14 protein-coding genes are annotated in these 21,248 nt (G+C 39.5%); 11 read left to right on the forward strand and 3 right to left on the reverse strand.

Going from position 1 to position 21,248, the window contains the following annotated elements:
• Positions 1-5 precede the first annotated feature (5 nt).
• Positions 6-560: a YdeI/OmpD-associated family protein gene (locus BUA72_RS08580; RefSeq protein ID WP_072922607.1), complete on the reverse strand. Its 555-nt coding sequence runs from the start codon at positions 558-560 to the stop codon at positions 6-8.
• Between the two features lie 144 nt (positions 561-704).
• Here BUA72_RS08580 and BUA72_RS08585 point away from each other — a divergent pair, with 144 nt between their 5' ends.
• On the forward strand, positions 705-1,352 hold the full coding sequence (locus BUA72_RS08585) for an MgtC/SapB family protein (protein WP_034728448.1): 648 nt from the start codon (positions 705-707) through the stop codon (positions 1,350-1,352).
• A 31-nt stretch (positions 1,353-1,383) separates the two neighbouring features.
• Here BUA72_RS08585 and BUA72_RS08590 read toward each other — a convergent pair whose 3' ends face one another.
• Positions 1,384-1,872 carry a copper resistance protein NlpE gene (locus BUA72_RS08590; protein ID WP_228407851.1) on the reverse strand — a complete coding sequence of 163 codons (489 nt, stop codon included), beginning with the start codon at positions 1,870-1,872 and terminating at the stop codon, positions 1,384-1,386.
• Positions 1,873-2,295: 423 nt separating this feature from the next.
• Between BUA72_RS08590 and BUA72_RS08595 the strand changes: the two genes are divergently transcribed.
• The 3 genes from BUA72_RS08595 (at position 2,296) to BUA72_RS08605 (ending at position 6,579) form a co-directional block, all read left to right on the forward strand.
• A complete protein-coding gene (locus BUA72_RS08595; RefSeq protein ID WP_083544161.1) occupies positions 2,296-4,434 on the forward strand; it encodes a S46 family peptidase in 2,139 nt (712 codons plus the stop codon).
• A gap of 70 nt (positions 4,435-4,504) precedes the next feature.
• Positions 4,505-5,506, forward strand: a complete 1,002-nt coding sequence (locus BUA72_RS08600; RefSeq protein ID WP_072922609.1) for a polysaccharide deacetylase family protein — start codon at positions 4,505-4,507, stop codon at positions 5,504-5,506.
• Positions 5,503-6,579, forward strand: a complete 1,077-nt coding sequence (locus BUA72_RS08605; protein ID WP_072922610.1) for a GNAT family N-acetyltransferase — start codon at positions 5,503-5,505, stop codon at positions 6,577-6,579. The genes BUA72_RS08600 and BUA72_RS08605 overlap by 4 nt, the downstream gene beginning before the upstream one ends.
• 375 nt (positions 6,580-6,954) lie before the next feature.
• Here the strand turns inward: BUA72_RS08605 and BUA72_RS08610 are convergent, their stop codons facing one another.
• Entirely contained in the window at positions 6,955-9,822 is a 2,868-nt protein-coding gene (locus BUA72_RS08610) for a M16 family metallopeptidase (RefSeq protein ID WP_072922611.1), read from the reverse strand.
• Between the two features lie 293 nt (positions 9,823-10,115).
• Here BUA72_RS08610 and BUA72_RS08620 point away from each other — a divergent pair, with 293 nt between their 5' ends.
• The 7 genes from BUA72_RS08620 (at position 10,116) to BUA72_RS08655 (ending at position 21,240) form a co-directional block, all read left to right on the forward strand.
• Positions 10,116-11,441, forward strand: a complete 1,326-nt coding sequence (locus BUA72_RS08620) for a sigma-54-dependent transcriptional regulator (RefSeq protein ID WP_034728692.1) — start codon at positions 10,116-10,118, stop codon at positions 11,439-11,441.
• A 714-nt stretch (positions 11,442-12,155) separates the two neighbouring features.
• Positions 12,156-13,850, forward strand: a complete 1,695-nt coding sequence (kdpA, locus tag BUA72_RS08630; RefSeq protein WP_072922614.1) for a potassium-transporting ATPase subunit KdpA — start codon at positions 12,156-12,158, stop codon at positions 13,848-13,850.
• A 171-nt stretch (positions 13,851-14,021) separates the two neighbouring features.
• Positions 14,022-16,061, forward strand: coding sequence for a potassium-transporting ATPase subunit KdpB (kdpB, locus tag BUA72_RS08635; RefSeq protein WP_047456337.1), 2,040 nt, complete (start codon positions 14,022-14,024; stop codon positions 16,059-16,061).
• A gap of 10 nt (positions 16,062-16,071) precedes the next feature.
• Positions 16,072-16,629, forward strand: coding sequence for a K(+)-transporting ATPase subunit C (locus BUA72_RS08640; protein WP_072922615.1), 558 nt, complete (start codon positions 16,072-16,074; stop codon positions 16,627-16,629).
• A gap of 13 nt (positions 16,630-16,642) precedes the next feature.
• On the forward strand, positions 16,643-17,731 hold the full coding sequence (locus BUA72_RS08645; protein WP_072922616.1) for a porin: 1,089 nt from the start codon (positions 16,643-16,645) through the stop codon (positions 17,729-17,731).
• 678 nt (positions 17,732-18,409) lie between these two features.
• Positions 18,410-19,519 carry a histidine kinase gene (locus tag BUA72_RS08650; RefSeq protein ID WP_072923139.1) on the forward strand — a complete coding sequence of 370 codons (1,110 nt, stop codon included), beginning with the start codon at positions 18,410-18,412 and terminating at the stop codon, positions 19,517-19,519.
• Between the two features lie 5 nt (positions 19,520-19,524).
• Positions 19,525-21,240, forward strand: a complete 1,716-nt coding sequence (locus tag BUA72_RS08655; protein ID WP_072922617.1) for a HAMP domain-containing sensor histidine kinase — start codon at positions 19,525-19,527, stop codon at positions 21,238-21,240.
• Positions 21,241-21,248 lie beyond the last annotated feature (8 nt).

Consider the following 21,248-nt stretch of genomic DNA (forward strand, 5'->3'; position numbering starts at 1 on the left):
TATATTTATTTTAATCGTCTTAATTGTTCGCTTTCGCTGATGATTTTCTCCAATCTTGAAAGTCTTGTTTTTTCCTGTTTGGCACTCATCAGCCAGTGAATGGTCACCTTTTTATAAGATGGCGCCTGCTTTTCAAAAAATTCCCAGGCATTTTTGTGAGCTTTAAATTCTTTCTCATAAGCCGGATCAAGAATATATTCCGTTTCATGATAATAAATTCCCGTTTTGTCCTCTTTTCTTGCGTCAAATACCTTCTGTCCTGCAGGTTTCATCAGTCCGGCTTTCGTAAGTTCTTCCACCTTTTTTATATTGATGAGGCTCCAGTTGCTGTTGGGCTTTCTTGGCGTAAACCGGTTGTAATAGCTTTCTTCATCTACCGACCTTCTCACCCCGTCTATCCAGCCAAAACATAAAGCCTGATCAACTGATTCAGACCAGTTCATAGATGCTTTTCCGGTACCTTTTTTGTAAAAACCGACCAAAACTTCCTTTTCTGTTGTATGATTTTCCTCAAGCCACTTTCTGAATTCTTCCGTTGTTGCAAAAAATATAGGAGCCATGGTGAATCTTTTTGATGCGTATTAAAATGTAATATTACAAAACTTTTCTTTGAAATGAGAATTTGACAGGGACAAAATCGCCCGATCAAAAAATGCGGCAGTATGCTTTTTTATTGTAATTTTATTCAGGTAAAACGCTAGACAATGGAATTTCTTCAGGATCACTATGCCGTCCAAAACGAACTGCTTCTTATACTTATCTCAGTCCTTCTGGGATTGCTGATCGGTGCAGAACGGGAATACAGGAACAAATCTGCGGGTTTGCGGACCTTTATTCTGGTATGTTTCGGATCCTGCCTGTTCACTATTCTTTCCATTAAAATCGGAGTTCAGAATCCGGATCGTCTGGCCGCCAATATCATTACCGGAATAGGTTTTCTTGGAGCCGGCGTTATTTTTAAAGGAGACAATAAAATCGATGGAATCACAACAGCCACCACCATCTGGGCGACCGCTTCTATTGGAATGGCCGTAGGCTCGGGATACGTGTATCTTTCGCTTTTAGGAACAGCGTTGGTTATTTTAATTCTCAGTGCACTTATCTATCTGCAGAATTTCATAGACAGCAGCCACAAGATCAGGGAATACAGAATCACGGTAGCGGGATCAGAAGATATAAAACATTGTGAAAAAATTTTTGAAGATCACCATCTGAAATATTTTATGCTGAAAATGCAGTATTCACAGGGAAATCTTTCCATAACGTGGAGGCTCACCGGGAAACATACCAAACACGATGAGGTGGTAAGAAGCCTTATCAATGACCCTAAAATCACAGCCTATCAATTTTAAGGTAAATACAAAAAAATAAAGGCCTGAGCCTTTATTTTTTCTTGAAAACATACAGATCCTTGTTCGGCCCGGTGATTTCCTGTCCGTCCATATCAAGCTGTATCAGGATGTTTTCGCCTACTTTATATTTGTAACTGGCTGTTTTTCCTTTTAACGTAATTACGCTTCCTGAAGCATCCCATTCAAAAGTACCTTTATCCTGGTTTTTTGAATTCCTGTCGATGTATTCTTCAGTAATGCTGAACGTTTTATCATTATTTAAAGTCAGGGAAGTTTTGATTCCAGGACAGTCGGCGCATGGAACCACCGCTTCATAAGTTCCCGGCCAGTCAAGAGCGTTTTCCGAAGTATCGCCTGCCGCAGTAGGAGTTGCTTTCGTAATGCTGTCCGCAGGATTGGTCTGTACAGCCGCAGAATCCGTTGCCGCATCTGTCGTTTCAGTCGTTTTTTCTTTCTGATTACACGATGCCAAAAAGACCGCCGATGCAATTCCGAGAATGAACATTTTGCTATTCATCATGATAAAGTAATTTAAATATATTAATAATTATGTGCGGTGTTTGAAACAAAAACTGAGCCGTTTCGGGGGTGTAGAGTCGGAGAGTTTGAGTGTTTGAGTGTTTTAGGGTTTTAGGGTTTTAGAGCAAGAGAGTTGCTAGTTGCTGGTTGACAGTTGCTGGTTCGAATCTCGAAACCCGAAACTCGCATCCCGAAACATATCTAAAATCTGAAATCTTGATTCCTGGTTCTTGGCTCTTGTTTCTTAAATTCACGATTCACTTGCGAAGCAAAGTTCACAATTGCCTTTTTTCAACCTCAATCTCAACCTTAGACTTAAAAGTCTCGTGTCTGAAATCTGGAGTCTGAAGTCTAAAATCTAAAATCCTCCCCCACGTAAGGCATATGTACAATATTCTTTGTAAATTGGGGCAAAATTTTGATTATGACAAAAAAGATACTTTTATCCGTATTTCTTTTGCCGGCTGCAATGGCATTCGCTCAGCAATATGGAGGAATGTGGATTCCGACAGAACTGAATGAAAAGGAAATGAAGGATATGGGAATGAAGATCTCTGCCAAAGACATTTTCAATACCCAGAAGCCAAGCATAAAGGATGCGGTGGTACAGTTTAACGGCGGATGTACTGCGGAAATCATTTCTCCAAAAGGATTGTTACTGACCAACCACCACTGTGGATACGGGCAGATTCAGGCACATTCTACAGTTCAGAATGATCTTCTTTCAAACGGGTTCTGGGCTAAGAATCCTGAGGGAGAACTTCCGAATCCTGGCGTAAAAGTAGACTTCATTGTTGATATCAAAGAAGCTACCGATCAGATTTTAGAAGGAACAGACAACCTTGTTGAACCTGAACTGGCTAAAAAGATCAGCAAGAATATTGAGGTTTATAAAAACGCTCAGAAAATAGAATCTTACCAGTCGATCATTGTAAAACCAATGTATTACGGTAACAAATATTACGCTTTTACTACTGAAACTTACAAAGATATCCGTTTGGTTGGGGCACCGCCTCAAAGCATAGGTAAATTTGGTAGCGATACAGATAACTGGGTTTGGCCTAGACACACCGGAGATTTCTCGATGTTCAGAATTTATGCGGGGAAAGACAACAAGCCTGCTGAATATTCGAAAGACAACGTTCCTTATGTTCCAAAACATTATCTGCCGGTTTCTATAAAAGATAAAGCTGAAAACGACTTTACATTCGTATTCGGATTCCCTGGAAAAACTACGGAATATCTTCCTGCAGTAGCTGTGGAGAAGATTATGAAAGATATTGATCCGGCGAGAATTGCTGTACGTGATGTGGCTTTGAAAACATTAGACGAAAAAATGCGTGTAGACAGCGAAACACGTATCAAATATGCTTCTAAATATGCATCCGTAGCCAATTACTGGAAAAAATGGATCGGTGAGGTAGAAGGACTGAAAAAGTCTAATGCCGTAGAGAAAAAAGTAATGTATGAAGGATCTTTAGTCGCTAAAAATCCTGAGATCAAAACTACTTTGGACCAGCTGAACAAACTGTACAACGACCAGGCTCCTTACGCATTAAACAATGCGTATTACACAGAAGTGGTAAGAAATGCGGAAACGCTGAAGCTTGCAGGAGATTACTACGATTATGTAACTTCCGTAGAAGCAGGAAGAATGGATGAAAAAGAGCTTGCGAAATTAAAAACAAAAGTGACTTCATTCTACAAAGATTATAGCGCAGAGCTTGATGCTAAAGTAACGGCAAAATTATTGGCTTTATATGCTAATAAAACGGCCCCTCAGTTCTTACCTGTAGGATTCAATAAATACAAAGACGAAAACCAGAATATTCCGATGATCGAGGAGATGTCTAAAAACTCCATCGTTACAGGAAGAGCTCAGGTGAACGGAGCAGCCCTGACAACGGATGTAGAAAAAGCATTTTCTAATCAGGACAAGCTGGTTAAGACGTTGAAAAAAGACCCTATTTATCAGTTGTATGTTTCTATGAAGGAAACGTATATGAAAAATGCAGATCCTCAGTTTACTTCTCTTCAGGGGAAAATTGATGATCTTCAGAAGAAATTCATGGCGCAGCAGATGGCAACGGATAAAGACAGAAAATTCTTCCCGGATGCGAACTCTACGCTTCGTGTAACCTACGGAAAAGTAAAAGGTTCTACACCTAAAGATGCTGTTTCTTACGGCTACCAGACGCACCTTGCCGGAGTTATAGAAAAATATGTTCCGGGAGATTATGAATTTGATGTTCCTAAAAAACTGATTGATCTTTACAACAAAAAAGATTACGGATTTTATAAGGACAAATCAGGAGATGTTCCTGTTGGATTCACTGCTACGAACCACACTACTGGAGGAAACTCAGGAAGTCCGGCGCTTGATGCCAACGGAAATCTTGTAGGCCTAAACTTCGACAGACAGTGGGAAGGAACGATGAGTGACATCAACTATGACCCGCGTTTCAGCCGAAACATTATGGTAGATACAAAATATATCCTGTTCATTATCGATAAATTTGCCGATTCCAAATGGCTTATTGACGAAATGAAGGTGATCAAATAATACATAAAAATCATACCTTTAAGAATCTATTTAAATCCAATTTGAATAGATTCTTTTTTATTTAACAGAGATGAAAGACAAAATCATCAATATCCTTACTGCCTTCGAAACGGACGATATCGGAAAATCTTTTCCGCTGGATTACTGTCTGCCCCTTTATCACAGCGTTTCTGATGATAATTTACCTCATATCAGACATGTCATCAATTATAAAAATAAAAAACAGTTTGAAGAGGATCTGGACTGTTTTTCAAAGCATTTCCAGTTTGTAAATTGGTCAGAATTCAAAGACTTTGTCAATGGCAGTTTTAAGCCAAAGAAAAAGATCGCTTTGCTGACTTTCGATGACGGTTTCAGGGAGTTTTATGAGGTGGCGGTTCCCATTCTGGAACGTAAAGGAATTTATGCCTGTAATTTTATCAATCCCGCTTTTGTGGATAATAAAGATATGATGTTCAGATGCAAAGCCAGTCTGCTGATCGATGAAATCGGAAACAGAAAAACGATAGATCCTGAAGTATATCGCGTTTTGAATTTGGAAAATAAAGTGGAAATACAAGCTTTAGTTAACAGGATTTTAAACATCAGTTTTCAGGAAAAAGAAATCCTCAATATTCTGGCAGAAAAGCTTGAAACAGACTATAAAATCTATTCAAAAGAACAGAAGCCCTATCTCAGCACAGATGAGTTAAAAATACTGACTGAAAAAGGATTTGGAATTTCCTCCCACAGCTGGGATCATCCCAAATATGGAGATCTTTCTCTGGAACAGCAAATGGAAACTACCAATCGAACTTTCGGTTATCTGAAAGAAAATGGTTTTTTACATGAAACTTTTGCATTTCCTTTCACAGATTTCGGGGTAAAAAAAGAGTTCTTTGACGAACTGTTTAAAAATGAAGAAATCAAATTCAGCTTTGGATGTGCAGGCGTAAAACTGGACAGTGTGAAAAGAAACTTTCAGAGAATTCCAATGGAAATGGGGGAGAGCGGAGAAAGGATTCTGAAAAAAGAAACCGCTTATTTCAGACTGAAAAAGATCATCAATAAAAATACAATTGTACGGAAATGATAGAGCTGAAAACGTATAACAGAAAACAACTGCAGGAGTTTATTGCTTCGGGAGATTTCCTGAAATATGATTTTATGCCCATTACCAGACACCGTGCAGAATCTCATATTAAAAACCCAAAGGCTTCAGATGAGCAGACCCTTCTTATTCTGGCTTTCTGTGAAGGTAAACTGGCCGGTTATGTAGGTTGTTTCCCAGACAGTTTTATCATCGATGGAAATGAATTCAGCTACGCTTGGTTGAGTACGCTATATGTAAGCAGTGAATTCCGTAAGAAAAGGATTCCGAAAAAACTGCTGAAAAAGGTTTTTGAAGAATATGATGACCGTATCGCCATCACAGAATTCACGAAAGAAGCGGAAGCACTTTATACAATTATGGGTGTTTTTGAAGATGTTTTCCCAAAACAAGGTAAGCGCTACTACTTCAGGACGGATGCTGCTAAAATGATTCCCGAGAAAAAGCGTGGAACAAAGGTTTTGACACCTCTTTTTCAAATAACAGATATAGCCGCCAATTCTTTGATTGCTTTAAAAAATGGCCCTTTAAAGAAGCCAAAGTTTAAATTTGAGATTCTGGATCATATTGACACTGAAAGTTCTGAATTTATGTCAAAGTTCGAAAGCAGACGAAATGCTGATGAAATTAATATATTCATTAAAAATCCGTGGGTTTTGGAAGGAAAAAAAGAGGAGAAATACCTCTTTTCAAGTTATGCCAATACTTTTAAATACGTCTGGGTAAAAGTATACGACGACAATAATGTTTTAACAGCCTGCTCATTACTGCTGTTAAGAGACGGATACCTTAAAATTCCGTACCTGTTCTCAGAATCGGGCTTAGATTATTTTACAGATTTTTTAAACTATTTTATCGTTAAACATAAAGTAAAAGCCCTCACTAGCTACCAGAAAGAGTTGAATGAAAAACTGAACGTATCTAAAACGTTTCCAAAGATCTACCAACGTGATTTCAAACGCGAATACCTTTTCCACAAACAACTGCTGAATGACCTGCCCGAAGACTTTGATCCAAAATACCAGGATGGCGACGGGGATTGTATGATGACGTAGGCGAGTTTTGAGTAGGCGAGTGGGAGTGTTTTAGGGTTTGAGAGTTGTTACGAAATTCGTGTTACGGAGTGCGAGTTTCGGAAACTTTGAATGTTTTAGGATGATTATGGTTACGAGTTTCGGATGCACTTGAATAAACGACAAATATCTGGTGGCTGAGGCCACTCGAAGCCAACAGCAGTCATATCAGATATTTAATTCTTAACTCTTACAATTCATATTTCACTTTCTACGCAAAATTCACAATTGACATTTTCAATTTCAACCTTAACCAACACGTCTCATGTCTCGTGTCTGAAATCTGAAATCTAAAATTTTGATTCTTGTCTCTAAAAATAAAAAAAACCGCCTCAATTACTGAAGCGGTCTCTATATTTAATGCCCGAAGATATCCTTCAGCGTTAGTTCTTGAAAGGTTCCCATCTCGTTAACGGCGTCCATATCCAGGTTTTCCTTCTTGCCGATAATGGCTGTATTAAAATGAACCGGTTTGATTTCTGTTTGGTAAAACGTTTTGACGTCTTCAAAATTCAGGGTTTTGATCTGTCCGTAGATATCTTTTCTAAAATCGTGGTAGATTCCGAGTTTTTTCAGTCTTAGTGTGTTGAAAAACACATTATTTCGGGTGATTCTGGCGGAAGCGATCTGTTTTAGCGCTGCATTTCTGGCGTTTTCAAACTGGGTTGGAACTTCTGGAAGTTCACTCATCAGTTCGCCCATCGTGCTTACTGCGGTCTGAAGCTTGTCCGGCTGGGTTCCGATATAAGTTGTTATATAATCAGGATGTCCCAGTTCAGAATTAGCAGCGTAAGAAACATAAGCTGAATAGGCTAAACTCTTACTTTCACGGATTTCCTGGAAAACGATAGAGGAGAGTCCTCGTCCGAAATATTCATTGAAAACATTGATCTTTCCAAAGTTTGAAGTATTCACCTCATGTCCTCTTCCCACTTTGCTCATTTCCATCTGCACCATATCATAATCTGTGAAATAGACGTTTCCGTTGGTTTCAGGTTCAGGATATTGTTTAGGTTCAGGGATCTGGAAACTTTCGTTTTCTACATATTGTCCAATATACTGTTTGAAATTTTCAAGCTTTTTCCCATAATAAAATACCTGATAAGGATATTTGAACAGCTTTTTCATTCGGTCTGTAAATACTTCCGCATTGCTGCTTTCAAGTTCCTCCTTTGAAATAATATCCGTGTATCGCGAGAAGCTGCCCAGTTTGGTATAATTGGTCAGGGCAGTCATGATGCGGTTTTTATCTTTTTTGGTAGCCTCACGGTTTTCCAGAACGGTTTCTACAAACTGTCTGTAAATTTCCTGATCAGGTTCTACATCATACATCCAGTGCTGCAGAAGGGCAATCCCTTTTTCAATATTTTCCTCCAGTCCGCTCAGTGAAATCAGAAGCTGGTCGTTGGTTGTTTTAAAATCATTGCTCACTCCGATTTTGAAGAATTCCTTCTTTAAATCTTCTGGTGAAAGATCTTCAGTTCCAAGATACTGTAGCAGCTGTGTAGAAATCCCAAGATCTCTGTCATGATCACTTCCGAAAGGGAAAATAAAGTGAACCTGGGCAATATCATTGTATTTGTTAAGAACGAAACTCAGCTTTTTATCCTTGATGGTATCTGTAAGGATTTCCTTCTCATAATCAATGAATTCCGGCTGTATGTCTTCCGTTTTTTCTGCGACGATTTCCTTTAAAAAATCTGACTGCGCTTCACGGTTTATCTTGATTGGGGTAATTCCAGGGTTTTCAACTCTTACCAACTGATCATTAACCCCTTTTTCTTTATAAACAATAACATAATTATCCTTGAAAAAAGCATTGGCAAAATCTACCACTTCTTCTCTGGTGAAATCCTGATATTCGTCCAGTTCATTCAGTTCCTGCTCCCATGATCTTCCTTTGATGTAGGTGTCATAAAGATTTGTAGCCAGTCCATCAGCTGTTTCAAGACCTTTCAAACGCTGAAGTTTAAAATCATTGATGATCGCCGGAAGAATCCAGTCCGGGAAATCTCCTTTTTTAATAAGTTCGATCTGCTCCAGAACCATATCTTTAGCTTCATCCATCGACTGCGTTTCTTTAGGAACCGCTACCATAGAAAAATATCCGTACTGCTTCAGGCCAACAGAAAAAGCCTGTGCCCAAAGCATTCTTTGTGTCTGATTGATATTAAGATCAAGCAATCCCGCTTCTCCTCTGTTACTTAGAATATTGGCCACAATATCTGCCAGCATCGCCTCTCTGGTTCCGTAGCTTTCTGTTCTCCAGGCCAGCTGAACCCTTGGAGTTGTCGGACTCTTTACCGTTCTTTTTACAATTTCAGTTAATGGTTGTTCAACGACAGGCGTTTTTTTCGGAAGTTCCCGGTAAGGAATTGTTCCAAAATATTGATTAACAAGCTGAATGGTTTCCTCAAAATCCAGATCTCCCACTAAAACCATAGCATAATTATTCGGAACGTAATATTCATCAAAATATTTATGAATCGCCTTCATAGAAGGGTTTTTCAGATGTTCCGGTCTTCCGATGGTTGTTTGCTGACCGTTTGGATGGGTAGGAAAAAGGGCATCCATCAGTTCATAATTCACCACTCTGGAATCATTGTCCTGAGCTCTGTTGAATTCCTCATATACCGATTCCAGTTCCGTATGGAAAAGTCGAAGGACAACTTCTGAAAATCTTTCTTTCTCTATTTTAAGCCATTTTTCAAGCTCATTATTCGGAACATTATTTTTGTAAACCGTTTCATCGAACCACGTATGAGCATTCGTTCCGCTGGCACCCAGCGAAGAAATTACCTTGTCATATTCATTCGCGATGGCGTACTGGCTGGCATCCTGAGAAACTTCATCTATTTTTTTATAGATTTCCTTCTTTTTTTCAGGATCCTGTTCCGCTTTGTGCTCTTCATACAACGCTGAGATTTGGTCAAGTAGTTCCTTTTCTTTCTCCCAGTTCTGTGTTCCGATCTTAGAAGTTCCTTTAAACATCATGTGTTCAAGATAATGCGCCAAACCTGTATTGTCAGCCGGATCATTGTTACTTCCCGTTCTCACGGGGATATAAGTCTGTATCCTTGGGGCATCGAAATTTTGGGCAAGAAAAACCTTTAAGCCATTCTTCAGCGTATAGATTCTTACCTTATTTTCGTCATGCGTTATTGTAATATATTCGTAATTGTTTTTATCTGTATGAACCGTTTCTTTGTATCTTTTGTCAATCATAAGCTAACTCATTTCATTCTTTTAGATCCGAATGCACTACAAATGTAAGCAATCAAAGAAAATTTCAGTGTGTTTTTGTGACTATTACATCTATAACTTCGATTTGCAAAGATGGAAAGGAAATCTTTTTTCCTGACACCATCATTCAGTGAATTTTTTAACCCCAACAATTGACTATTCACTTGCGAAGCAAAATTCACCATTGACGGTTTCACGTTAAATTTCATCCCACCACTGTTCATTTGCTCAAAAAATTCAATAAGTTTGCATCAGGTTTTCCAAAAACAACCACTATGTCCGGAAACATTCTGATCATCGATGATGAGATCAAGCTCCTGAAATTACTGGGGATGATTCTTTCCCAAGAAAATTTTAACGTCAAAGAAGCTTCTACAGCACGTTCTGCGATGACCATGCTCGAGCAGCATGAATTTGATGTCGTTTTATGTGATGTCCGTCTTCCTGATGCTTTCGGGGTAGAACTGGTACGGTCCATCAAAACCAAATATCCACACCTCGAAATTATTCTGATGACTGCCTTCGGAAATATTACCGATGCTGTTCAGGCCATGAAAAACGGGGCGTATGACTATCTGGTAAAAGGTGATGATAACGAGAAAATTATTCCGCTGGTGTATAAAGCTTTGGAAAAAGTAAAAGACAATCGCTCTAAAATTGGTCAGAAAACCACCATATCAAAAGGATTCGGACAGATCATTGGAACTTCTCCTCTGATCCTTCAGTCTAAAAAACTGGCTGAAAAAGTAGCTTTAACGGATGCTGCTGTTCTTCTGACCGGAGAAACAGGAACCGGAAAAGAGGTTTTTGCCAATGCTATCCATGACGGAAGCGACAGAAAGAAAAATAATTTTGTAGCCATCAACTGTTCAGCATTCAGCAAAGAAATACTGGAAAGCGAACTTTTCGGACACAAACAAGGTGCATTTACCGGTGCAGTAAAAGATAAGAAAGGTCTGATAGAAGAAGCCAACGGAGGAACCTTATTTTTAGACGAAATAGGAGAGATGCCCATTGAGCTTCAGGCCAAACTGTTGCGTGTTCTCGAAACCGGAGAATTCATCAAAATGGGCGAGACCAAAGTGTCCCGATCAGATTTCAGACTGATTGCTGCGACCAACAGAGATCTGGAAGACGAAATCAGACAGGGCCATTTCCGCGAAGATCTCTACTTCCGACTGAATGTTTTTGAGATCCACCTTCCGCCATTACGTGAAAGAAAAGAAGATCTGAAACTACTGGCTAAAAACTTCATCGATATTTTCTCCCGTAAACTTCACCTTTCAAACCTTCAGGTGAACCCTGATTACTATAAAACCCTTGAAAAAAACGACTGGAAAGGAAATATCCGCGAGCTTAGAAACGCCGTAGAAAGAAGCCTTATTCTGATGGAAGACAACATCCTCGATGCGGAAAGTTTACCCCATTATTCAGATAAAATCGTTCCTGAAAGCGACTCATTAAGCATGAGATCCCTTGAAAAAATTCATATCCAAAAAGTCCTTCAATACACAAAGGGCAATAAAGCCGAAGCCGCCAGACTGCTGGAAATCGGTATTGCGACACTGTATCGTAAGCTGGAGGAGTATGGATGGAGATAAATGAGTTGAAGAGTTTTAGCGTCGGAGAGTAAGAGAGTTATAAATTATGAGTTATTAGTTTCGGGGTGTAAGTTCCGATGAATAGACGACAAATATCTGGTTGCTGAGGTTCCCGAAGCCACCAGTGGTAATGTCTGAAATCTGAAATCTGACATCTAAAGTCTTTTTTCTTGGCTCTTGCTTCTTGAATCTACCAACTCACCATTCCCTTGCGAAACAAAATTCCCCATTGACAGTTTCCCCTCTAACATCTAACCTCTAGTTTCTAACTTCTAATCCTTATCATTTCAATAAACGAGCCTATCAAAATGATAGGCTTTCGTGTTTTGGTAAGGTTGAGTTATTTAATCTAATGTGCTGATTGTTAGTTTTTTATGAGTTTTATTTCCAAAGTGGGCCTTCTTTTGGCCTATAGGACAAGAATAAAATATTTTAAAAATGACAATTTCAAGAAAAACGTTCAAAAAACGTGAGCACGCAGGCTTCAGTCTGCTGATGGTATCGTACGTACTGATGACTCTATTAACCTTAATAATAACGATATGATGCTGATAAGTTTGATCCTGCTTTTTGCAGTGATGTTCTGGCTTCTCTATAAATCCGTTGAATTTTTTGATAAAATATAAAACTATGTGGAGTTTATTTTTCCTTTCAATTCTGGCCTTTGTGTACATCTGCTACGTTTTGCTGAAACCTGAAAAATTTTAACCGGTCATGAATACAGAAATTTTAGGCGTTATTGCCATGTTTGTGATCACATTAGTCATTGGGATATTTCTTGGAAAATACATTGCTAATGTGTACGGGTACAAAAAGACCTTTTTAGATCCTGTTTTTGAACCTTTTGAAAAAATAATTTATAAAATATCGGGAATCAACCCGGCCCGTCAGATGACCTGGAAACAGAATATGTATGCCATGCTGACGATCAATCTGGTCTGGTTTATTATTGGATTCCTGATCCTGCTGACCCAGGCGTGGCTTCCTTTAAATCCTGACGGAAACCCGAATATGTCCCCTGATCTTGCTTTTAATACTGCTATTTCCTTCTTGGTGAACTGTAACCTTCAGCATTATTCAGGAGAAACGGGAGTAAGTTATTTAAGTCAGCTTTATCTGATGTTCCTGCAGTTTGTAACCGCAGCTACCGGAATGGCGGCTATGGCTGTTCTTTTCAAAGCTTTTAAAGATAAAACAACTACAGAATTAGGGAATTTCTATGATTTCTTTACTAAATCTGTGGTCAGAATACTCGTTCCGATCAGTATCCTTGTTGCGCTGATCCTTTCTGCTAACGGAAGTCCTATGACTTTCGAAGGGAAAGATCATATAACAACGCTGGAAGGACAGAAAGTGGATGTTTCCAGAGGTCCTGCAGCTGCTTTTGTAGCGATCAAGCATTTGGGAACGAATGGAGGAGGCTTCTTCGGAGCTAACTCAGCGCATCCGCTCGAAAATCCTAATTATGTAACGAATATGACCGAGATGGTCACTCAGATGATCATTCCTTTTGCATTGGTTTTTGCGTTAGGATTCTACCTGAAAAAAAGAAAACTGTCATGGGTAATTTTTACCGTAATGACGGTCGGTTTTCTGGCGCTTGCCGTTCCGAATATCGTCAATGAAACCAACGGCAATCCTCTGATTACAGAAATGGGTACTGACAACAGCCTAGGGGCTATGGAAGGTAAGGAAATCCGTTTCGGAAGTGCATCTTCAGGATATTGGAGTATTGCAACGACGGTGATCTCAACAGGGTCTGTTAATGCCATGCACGACAGCACAATGCCGCTTTCAGGTATGAACGAGCTGCTGGCCATGATGATCAACTGTTTCTACGGAGGCTGCGGGGTCGGAATTCTGAATTATTTCATCTTTATCATCCTTGCTGTATTCATCAGTGGTTTGATGGTAGGAAGGACGCCGGAATTCATGGGTAAGAAGATTGAAGCCAAAGAGATGAAAATCGCCATGATTGCAGCTTTGTTCCATCCGTTCTTAATCCTTGTAGGAACAGCATTAACCGCTTATTTGCCTGAATTTGGTGCCAAAACATTGAATAATCCAGGGTTCCACGGGTTCAGTGAAATGCTGTACGAGTTTACTTCTTCTTCTGCAAACAACGGTTCCGGATTTGAAGGTCTTGGTGACAATACCCCATGGTGGAATATCTCAACAGGAATCGTATTGCTGTTATCCAGATTTATTCCGATCATCGGACCGATAGCGATTGCAGGATTATTGGCACAGAAAAAATTCATCCCGGAAAGTTCAGGAACTCTGAAAACGGATACGGCTACTTTCGGCTTTATGACGCTGGCGGTGATCCTTCTTATTGCGGCGTTGTCTTTCTTCCCGGCCCTTACATTAGGACCTATTGCAGAACAGATCCAGTATTTCTCTAAATAAACATTAAAAATTAAAATCAATAGTCAACCATTAGGAAGATTGAAATATCAGGGAACCAGTCTAAACTCATCGAAACATTCACCTGAATATATTATCCATTTTCAATCCTTTTTGTTTTAATCTGTCTTAATGGTTACCGTTGATTTACAATTATATAACTCTTTCAAAAAAATGAAAAATCAATCACAGACATTGTTTCAAAAAGATTTGGTGAACGAAGCGATCAAACAGTCCTTCGTCAAACTGAATCCGAAAATCATGTTTAAAAATCCCGTGATGTTCCTGGTAGAGGTCGGAACTGTTGTGATGTTCATCGTAAGTCTTTTCAGCCTTACAGGAGACAAATCACAGGGAAGCTTTGCTTATAACTTTACCGTATTCATTATCTTATTTTTCACCGTTCTTTTCGCCAATTTTGCAGAAGCTATTGCAGAAGCAAGAGGAAAGGCACAGGCGGATACGCTTAGAAAAACACGTGAAGAAACTCCTGCTAAAGTAGTTTTGGAGAACAAACCGGGATTTCAGGTAGAAACTGTTCTGAGAATGTCTGCCGAAATGAAGCTTGGCGATATCTTTCTTTGCGAAACAGGAGATCAGATCCCGATGGACGGAGAAATCATCGAAGGACTTGCTACCATTGATGAATCTGCCATTACCGGAGAAAGTGCACCTGTTATCCGTGAATCCGGAGGAGATAAAAGCTCTGTAACCGGTGGAACAAAGGTTCTTTCGGACAGAATAAAAGTAAAAGTGACCACCAAACCGGGAGAGTCTTTTTTAGATAAAATGATTGCCCTTGTAGAAGGAGCATCAAGACAGAAAACACCTAATGAAATTGCATTAACTATACTTTTGGCAGGATTTACCCTGACCTTTATTATCGTAACACTCACTTTAAAACCTTTTGCAGACTATGCGCAGACTCCCATTACTATTGCGGCATTTATCTCACTTTTCGTTTGTTTGATTCCCACAACCATTGGAGGTCTGCTTTCTGCAATCGGAATCGCCGGAATGGACAGAGCCCTGAGAGCTAACGTAATTACCAAGAGTGGTAAAGCAGTGGAAACTGCCGGAGACATCGATGTACTGCTTCTTGATAAAACGGGAACCATCACCATCGGAAACCGTAAGGCGACGGAATTTCACCCTGCAGATGGAATCAGACTACCGGATTTCATTAAAGCTTCTGCGCTAAGTTCAGTAGCGGATGAAACACCGGAAGGAAAATCCATTATAGAACTAAGCCAGCTGAAATCAGAAGACCTTCTTGTTCCCAACCCTGTCTATATAGATTTCTCAGCGGAAACAAGAACCTCAGGAATTGATTTTGAAGACACAAGGATTAGAAAAGGAGCTTATGACACGATAAAAAAACTGACTGAAAAAGCCGGGAACATCTTCCCGAAAGAAACCCAGGATGCCGTTACCAAAATTTCCGAAAACGGAGGAACGCCTCTTGTGGTAAGCGTTAATGAAAAAGTCTGGGGTGTTATCGAACTTCAGGATATCATTAAAACAGGAATTCAGGAACGTTTCCAGAGACTGAGAAAAATGGGGGTAAAAACGGTAATGGTAACTGGCGATAATCCTCTGACTGCAAAATTCATTGCTGAAAAAGCAGGTGTAGATGATTTCATTGCTGAAGCCAAGCCCGAAGACAAAATGAACTACATCAAAAAAGAACAGCAGGAAGGAAAGCTGGTCGCCATGATGGGAGACGGAACGAATGATGCGCCGGCACTGGCTCAGGCCGATGTAGGAGTAGCGATGAACAGCGGGACACAGGCTGCAAAAGAAGCCGGTAATATGGTGGACCTTGACAATGACCCGACAAAGCTGATCGAGATCGTAGAGATCGGAAAACAGTTACTGATGACCCGTGGAACACTGACGACTTTCAGTATTGCGAATGACGTAGCTAAATATTTTGCCATTATTCCGGCATTGTTTATCACTTTCATTCCTTCCCTTCAGAAGTTGAATATTATGAATCTTCACAGCCCGGAAACAGCGATATTATCAGCCGTTATTTTCAATGCCGTGATCATTCCTTTCCTTATTCCGTTAGCATTAAAAGGCGTTGCTTATAAGCCGATTGGTGCGAGTGCGCTCCTGAGAAGAAACCTTTTAATCTACGGTTTGGGTGGTGTTATTGTTCCGTTTATCGGGATTAAAATCATCGATTTAGTGATCAGTTTATTCTATTAAAATTTAAAAAATGAAAAATCATATTGTTGCAGCATTCAGACTGACTATTGTAATGCTGGCTGTCATAGGAATTTATCTGCTTATCGTGTATGGAGGCTCCAAAATATTGCCTACGAAAGGAAATGCAGAGATCATCACTCAAAACGGACAGAAATTCTACGCCAATATCGGGCAGGAATTTAAATCAGAAAAATATTTCCACGGACGTCCTTCAGCTGTTGATTATAATGCAGCGGGAAGTGCCGGAAGTAATAAAGGACCGAGTAATGAAGAATACCTGCAGACTGTACAGAAAAGAATAGATACCTTAAAGATGACGCATCCGGGAATGGAAAATACAAAAGTTCCTGTAGAGCTGGTTACTGCCAGTGGAAGCGGCCTGGATCCGGATATTTCTGAAGAAGGCGCTTTGTATCAGGTAAAGAAAATTGCAGAAGTCAGAAATCTTTCTGAAGAAAAAGTAAGAGATTTAGTGAAAAATCAAACAGAAAAACCGTTTTTAGGACTTTTAGGTCCGTCAAAAGTAAATGTACTGAAGCTTAATATCGCTTTGGATCAATTAAAATAATCCAGCTATCACCGTGAAAAAATATATCATTACCAGTGCCGTATTATTCGGGATCTTTTTCCCAAAAGCACAATCATCAGATTCATTAAAAACAGAAAATAAAGTGACTTTTTCTGCCTATGCAGAACTTTTCTACACTTATGATTTTAATGAACCTGCCAATCATCTCCGTCAGAATTTTTTATACTCCTACAACAGACATAATGAGCTCAATCTGAATTTAGGATTGGTAAAAGCCAATTATCAGAGTGAAAATCTCCGCGCCAATGTAGCTTTAATGGCCGGAACCTATGCGCAGGATAATATGGCTGCCGAGCAGAATGCATTGCGTTATGTCAACGAAGCGAATATCGGGATCAAGATTTCGAAAACCAAAAACCTGTGGATCGATGCAGGGATTATGCCTTCCCACATCGGCTGGGAAAGTGCCATAGGAAAAGATAACGTGAATCTGACCAGAAGTTTTGCCGCTGAAAATTCACCGTATTTCGAAACAGGAGCAAAGGTTTCTTACACGTCAGACAACGGAAAATGGTTTTTAAGCGGATTGGTGCTCAATGGCTGGCAGCGGATTGCAAAGCCGGAAGGAAACCAGACGATTTCTTTCGGGCATCAGGTGACGTACAAACCGACAGAAAAAATTACGCTGAACAGCAGTTCATTCATCGGAAACGACAAATCGAAAGCTGAAAAAAGGATGCGGTATTTCCATGATCTTTACGGAAATTTTCAGCTGACAGACCGATTCTCAGCGTTGCTAGGGTTCGATATTGGGGCAGAACAGAAAGAGAAAGGAAGCAGTAATTATAATATCTGGTACACTCCAAATATATTAATGAAATACCAGTTAGACAACAAATGGGCCTTGGCAGGACGGGTTGAATATTACAATGATAAAAACGGCGTCATCATCAGCACCAAACCGCCTAATGGTTTCCAAACCTTCGGATATTCCCTGAATGTGGATTATGCAATATTGAAGAACGTGGTTTTCCGGACAGAAGCGAGAGGATTTACTTCTAAAGATGCCATTTTCGTGAAGAATGGTGAGATGAAGCAGGGAAATTTCTTTATCACAACAAGTTTGGCTGCCTGGTTTTAGAAAGTGAAAAATAATTAACCACAAAAGTCACAAAAGCTTTTAACACTTAAGTTATTTGAAGTTTAAATGCTTTGTGAAAGGAAGATCACATAAGTTTTTCAAAAATCAAAGATTTTAAACAAGGTTGAAATAAAATTGGATAAAACGCAAAGGCGCAAAGATTTATTTAAATGCGTTTTTAAGGCGCAAGAAAATCTGAGATTTTCAGCTAGGGTGATGACGAGATTGCTTCGTCGCTGTGCTCCTCGCAATGACAGCGGTATTCAATTTTATCGAAGATAAAATCCTAGCGCCTTAAAACATTCGAATTAGAAAAATCTTGCGTCTTTGCGATGACCAATAAAATACCTAAACATCTGTAAAAATCCCTGTAATCTGTGGTTAAAAAACCAACCACAAAAGTCACAAAAGTCACAAAAGCTTTACAATTAAGTTATCTGAAGTTTAAATGCTTTGTGGAAAGAAGTTCACATAAGTTTTAAAAAAATCCAAGATTTTTATTCTAATGATTATCAAAATCTGTGGAATCCGTTTGATCTGTGGGAGATAAAAACATCAACAAAATAGTCAGCGAAACATTTTATACAGAATAATCGTAACTTACTTATACATTCTAAAGTGGTGGAAAATAAACCTTTTGTACCTTTTGTGTTAAAAAAAATAAAGCAAAAAAATTCAATGTCATCAGCAAAACATTTTTTAGAATTGATCCAGAAATCCAGAAAAGGAAAATTCAAGATCTATATTGGGATGAGTGCAGGCGTGGGGAAAACATTCCGTATGCTTCAGGAGGCACAGTCTCTGCTGCGTAACGGCATTGATGTGAAAATTGGTTATGTAGAAACTCATGACCGTGAAGAAACCGTAGCCCTTACCGACGGTATTCCCGAAATACCAAGAAGATCGGTGTTCTATAAAGGTAAAAACCTGGAAGAAATGGATCTTCAGACTATTATTAATGAACATCCCGAGGTGGTTCTTGTGGATGAATTGGCGCATACCAATGTAGAAGGTTCCAAAAACAAAAAAAGATGGCAGGATGTGCTGGAAATTCTTGATAATGGGATCAATGTCATCAGTGCCATGAATATTCAGCATATTGAAAGCCTGAATGAAGAGGTGAAAAATATTACAGGAATAGAAGTCGCTGAACGTGTTCCTGACAAAATTCTGGGTCTTGCCGATGAGGTGGTGAATATAGACCTTACTGCAGATGAACTGCTGACCCGTCTTAAAGAAGGAAAAATTTATAAAAAAGAAAAAATCCAGACCGCGCTTACCAATTTCTTTCAAAGCGGACATATCCTGCAGCTCCGGGAGCTTGCCTTAAAAGAAGTGGCTGCCCATGTAGAAAGAAAGGTAGAAACAGAGATAAAAACGGAGAATTTTAAACCCATAAAGTTTCTGGCTTGCATCAGTAGTAATGAAAAGATTGCAAAAAATATAATCAGGAAAACAGCCCGTCTGGCGAGCTATTACAACAGCCAGTGGACGGTTCTGTATGTTCAGAAGCCGTCAGAGAATCCTGAAAAAATAGCCCTCGACAAACAGCGGTATTTGATTAATAATTTTAATTTAGCACAGGAATTGGGGGCAAAGGTGGTCCGGGTAAAAGAAAGCAGCGTCCACAAAGGAATTCTGGATTATGTGATTGCCCATAATATCACCACAGTTTGCATTGGAAAACCCCACGCAGAGCTCTGGCAGCGTCTTTCCGGCTACAGCTGGATTTATACGCTGATGAACAGGCTGAATGAAAGGCAGATAGATATTATTATTTTATCTTAGAAGTAATGAAACTTAAAACAAAACTCACCCTAGGCGTAGGTCTTTTATTTTTACTGATCGTTCTCATGTCAGTGATCGGATCCGTCTATATCAATAAACTGAAATCGGATACGGAAAAGATCCTTACGGCCAATTACAACAGTCTGGAGTTTTCCAAAAATATGTTGCTGGCACTGGATAAAATAAGTACGGACAGTGCTATTGCCGTTAATGATTTTCAGAAAAACAATAAACTGCAGGAGAAAAATCTTACTGAATTTGGCGAAAAGGAAGCGACTCAAAGTCTGAATCTCCATTTCAATAGCTACCTGAAAAAAGCTTCTCCGGAAAAGGAAAAACTAATACGTGAAGATCTGGCCAAAATCATGTCCCTGAATATGAAAGGGATTGAAAGAAAAAGTGATATCGCCATCATTACTGCTGAAAATGCCACCTTCTGGATCGTGAGTTTGGGAACAGTTTGTTTTCTGATTGCTTTTACCCTGCTTTTTAATTTGCCACAAACCATTGCAGAACCCATCAACCAACTTACATTCAGTATCCGTCAGATTGCGGCTAAAAATTACAGTGAACGGGTACATTTCAAAGGCAGCGAGGAGTTCAACAGTCTTGCAGATTCTTTCAACACCATGGCGGAAAAACTTCAGGAGTACGAAAGCAGCAGTCTTTCCAAGCAACTGATGGACAAAAAACGAATTGAAACGCTGGTGAACAATATGCATGATGCAGTGATTGGGTTGGATGAAAACCATTTTATCTACATGATCAATGACGAAGCGCTGAAGATCACCGGTCTGCATAAAGAAGAAATCATCGGAAAAACGGTTCATGAAGTGGCTGTCAATAACGATCTGATACGGGAACTTCTTAAAAATATTGATCATCCGGTGAAAGAACCGATCAAGATTGTTCGGGATCATAAAGAAAATTATTTTGAACAGGATATTATCCCTATTAATATTGTAAAAACGGGTGAAAAGGAAACCAAATATATCGGGAAAGTGATTCTTCTCCGCAACATTACCCCTTTCAAAGAACTTGATTTTGCTAAAACCAATTTCATAGCTACCATTTCACATGAGCTTAAAACACCAATATCTGCCATAAAAATGGGAGTACAGCTACTTGGAAACCAAAAATTCGGAGAACTGAATGACCAGCAGAAAGAATTGCTGAAAAGCATCAATGACGATGGTCAAAGGCTATTGAATATTACCGGAGAACTGCTGAATCTTTCGCAGGTAGAAACCGGAAATATCCGCCTGACTGTTGAAAAATGTTCACCGAAAGAAGTGGTGCAGGCTGCCGTGAAAAATGTCGAAAAGCTGGCAGAACAAAAGAATATTCTCATCAATACCGAATATCTTTTAGGCGACAATGATTTTGTGAATGCCGATTTCGATAAAACGGTCTGGGTGATGAATAATTTCCTTACCAATGCCGTTAAACATTCTTTCCAGGACGAAAATATCAGTATCACAGTAGAAAAACAGGACTCAATGATTCAGTTCAGCATAACCGATACCGGAAGCGGAATTGATGAAAAGTATCACCGCCAGATCTTCGACCGCTATTTTCAGGTGCCGGGAGAACATCAGAACGGAACAGGGCTTGGACTGGCTATTTCCAAAAATTTTATAGAAAAGCAAAACGGCGAGATAGGAGTGAAGAGTTCCCCCAATCAGGGAAGTACTTTTTATTTCAGACTGCCGGTGGTTTAAACAGATTT

The sequence above is a fragment of the Chryseobacterium sp. OV279 genome (assembly GCF_900128945.1).
GTDB lineage: Bacteria > Bacteroidota > Bacteroidia > Flavobacteriales > Weeksellaceae > Chryseobacterium.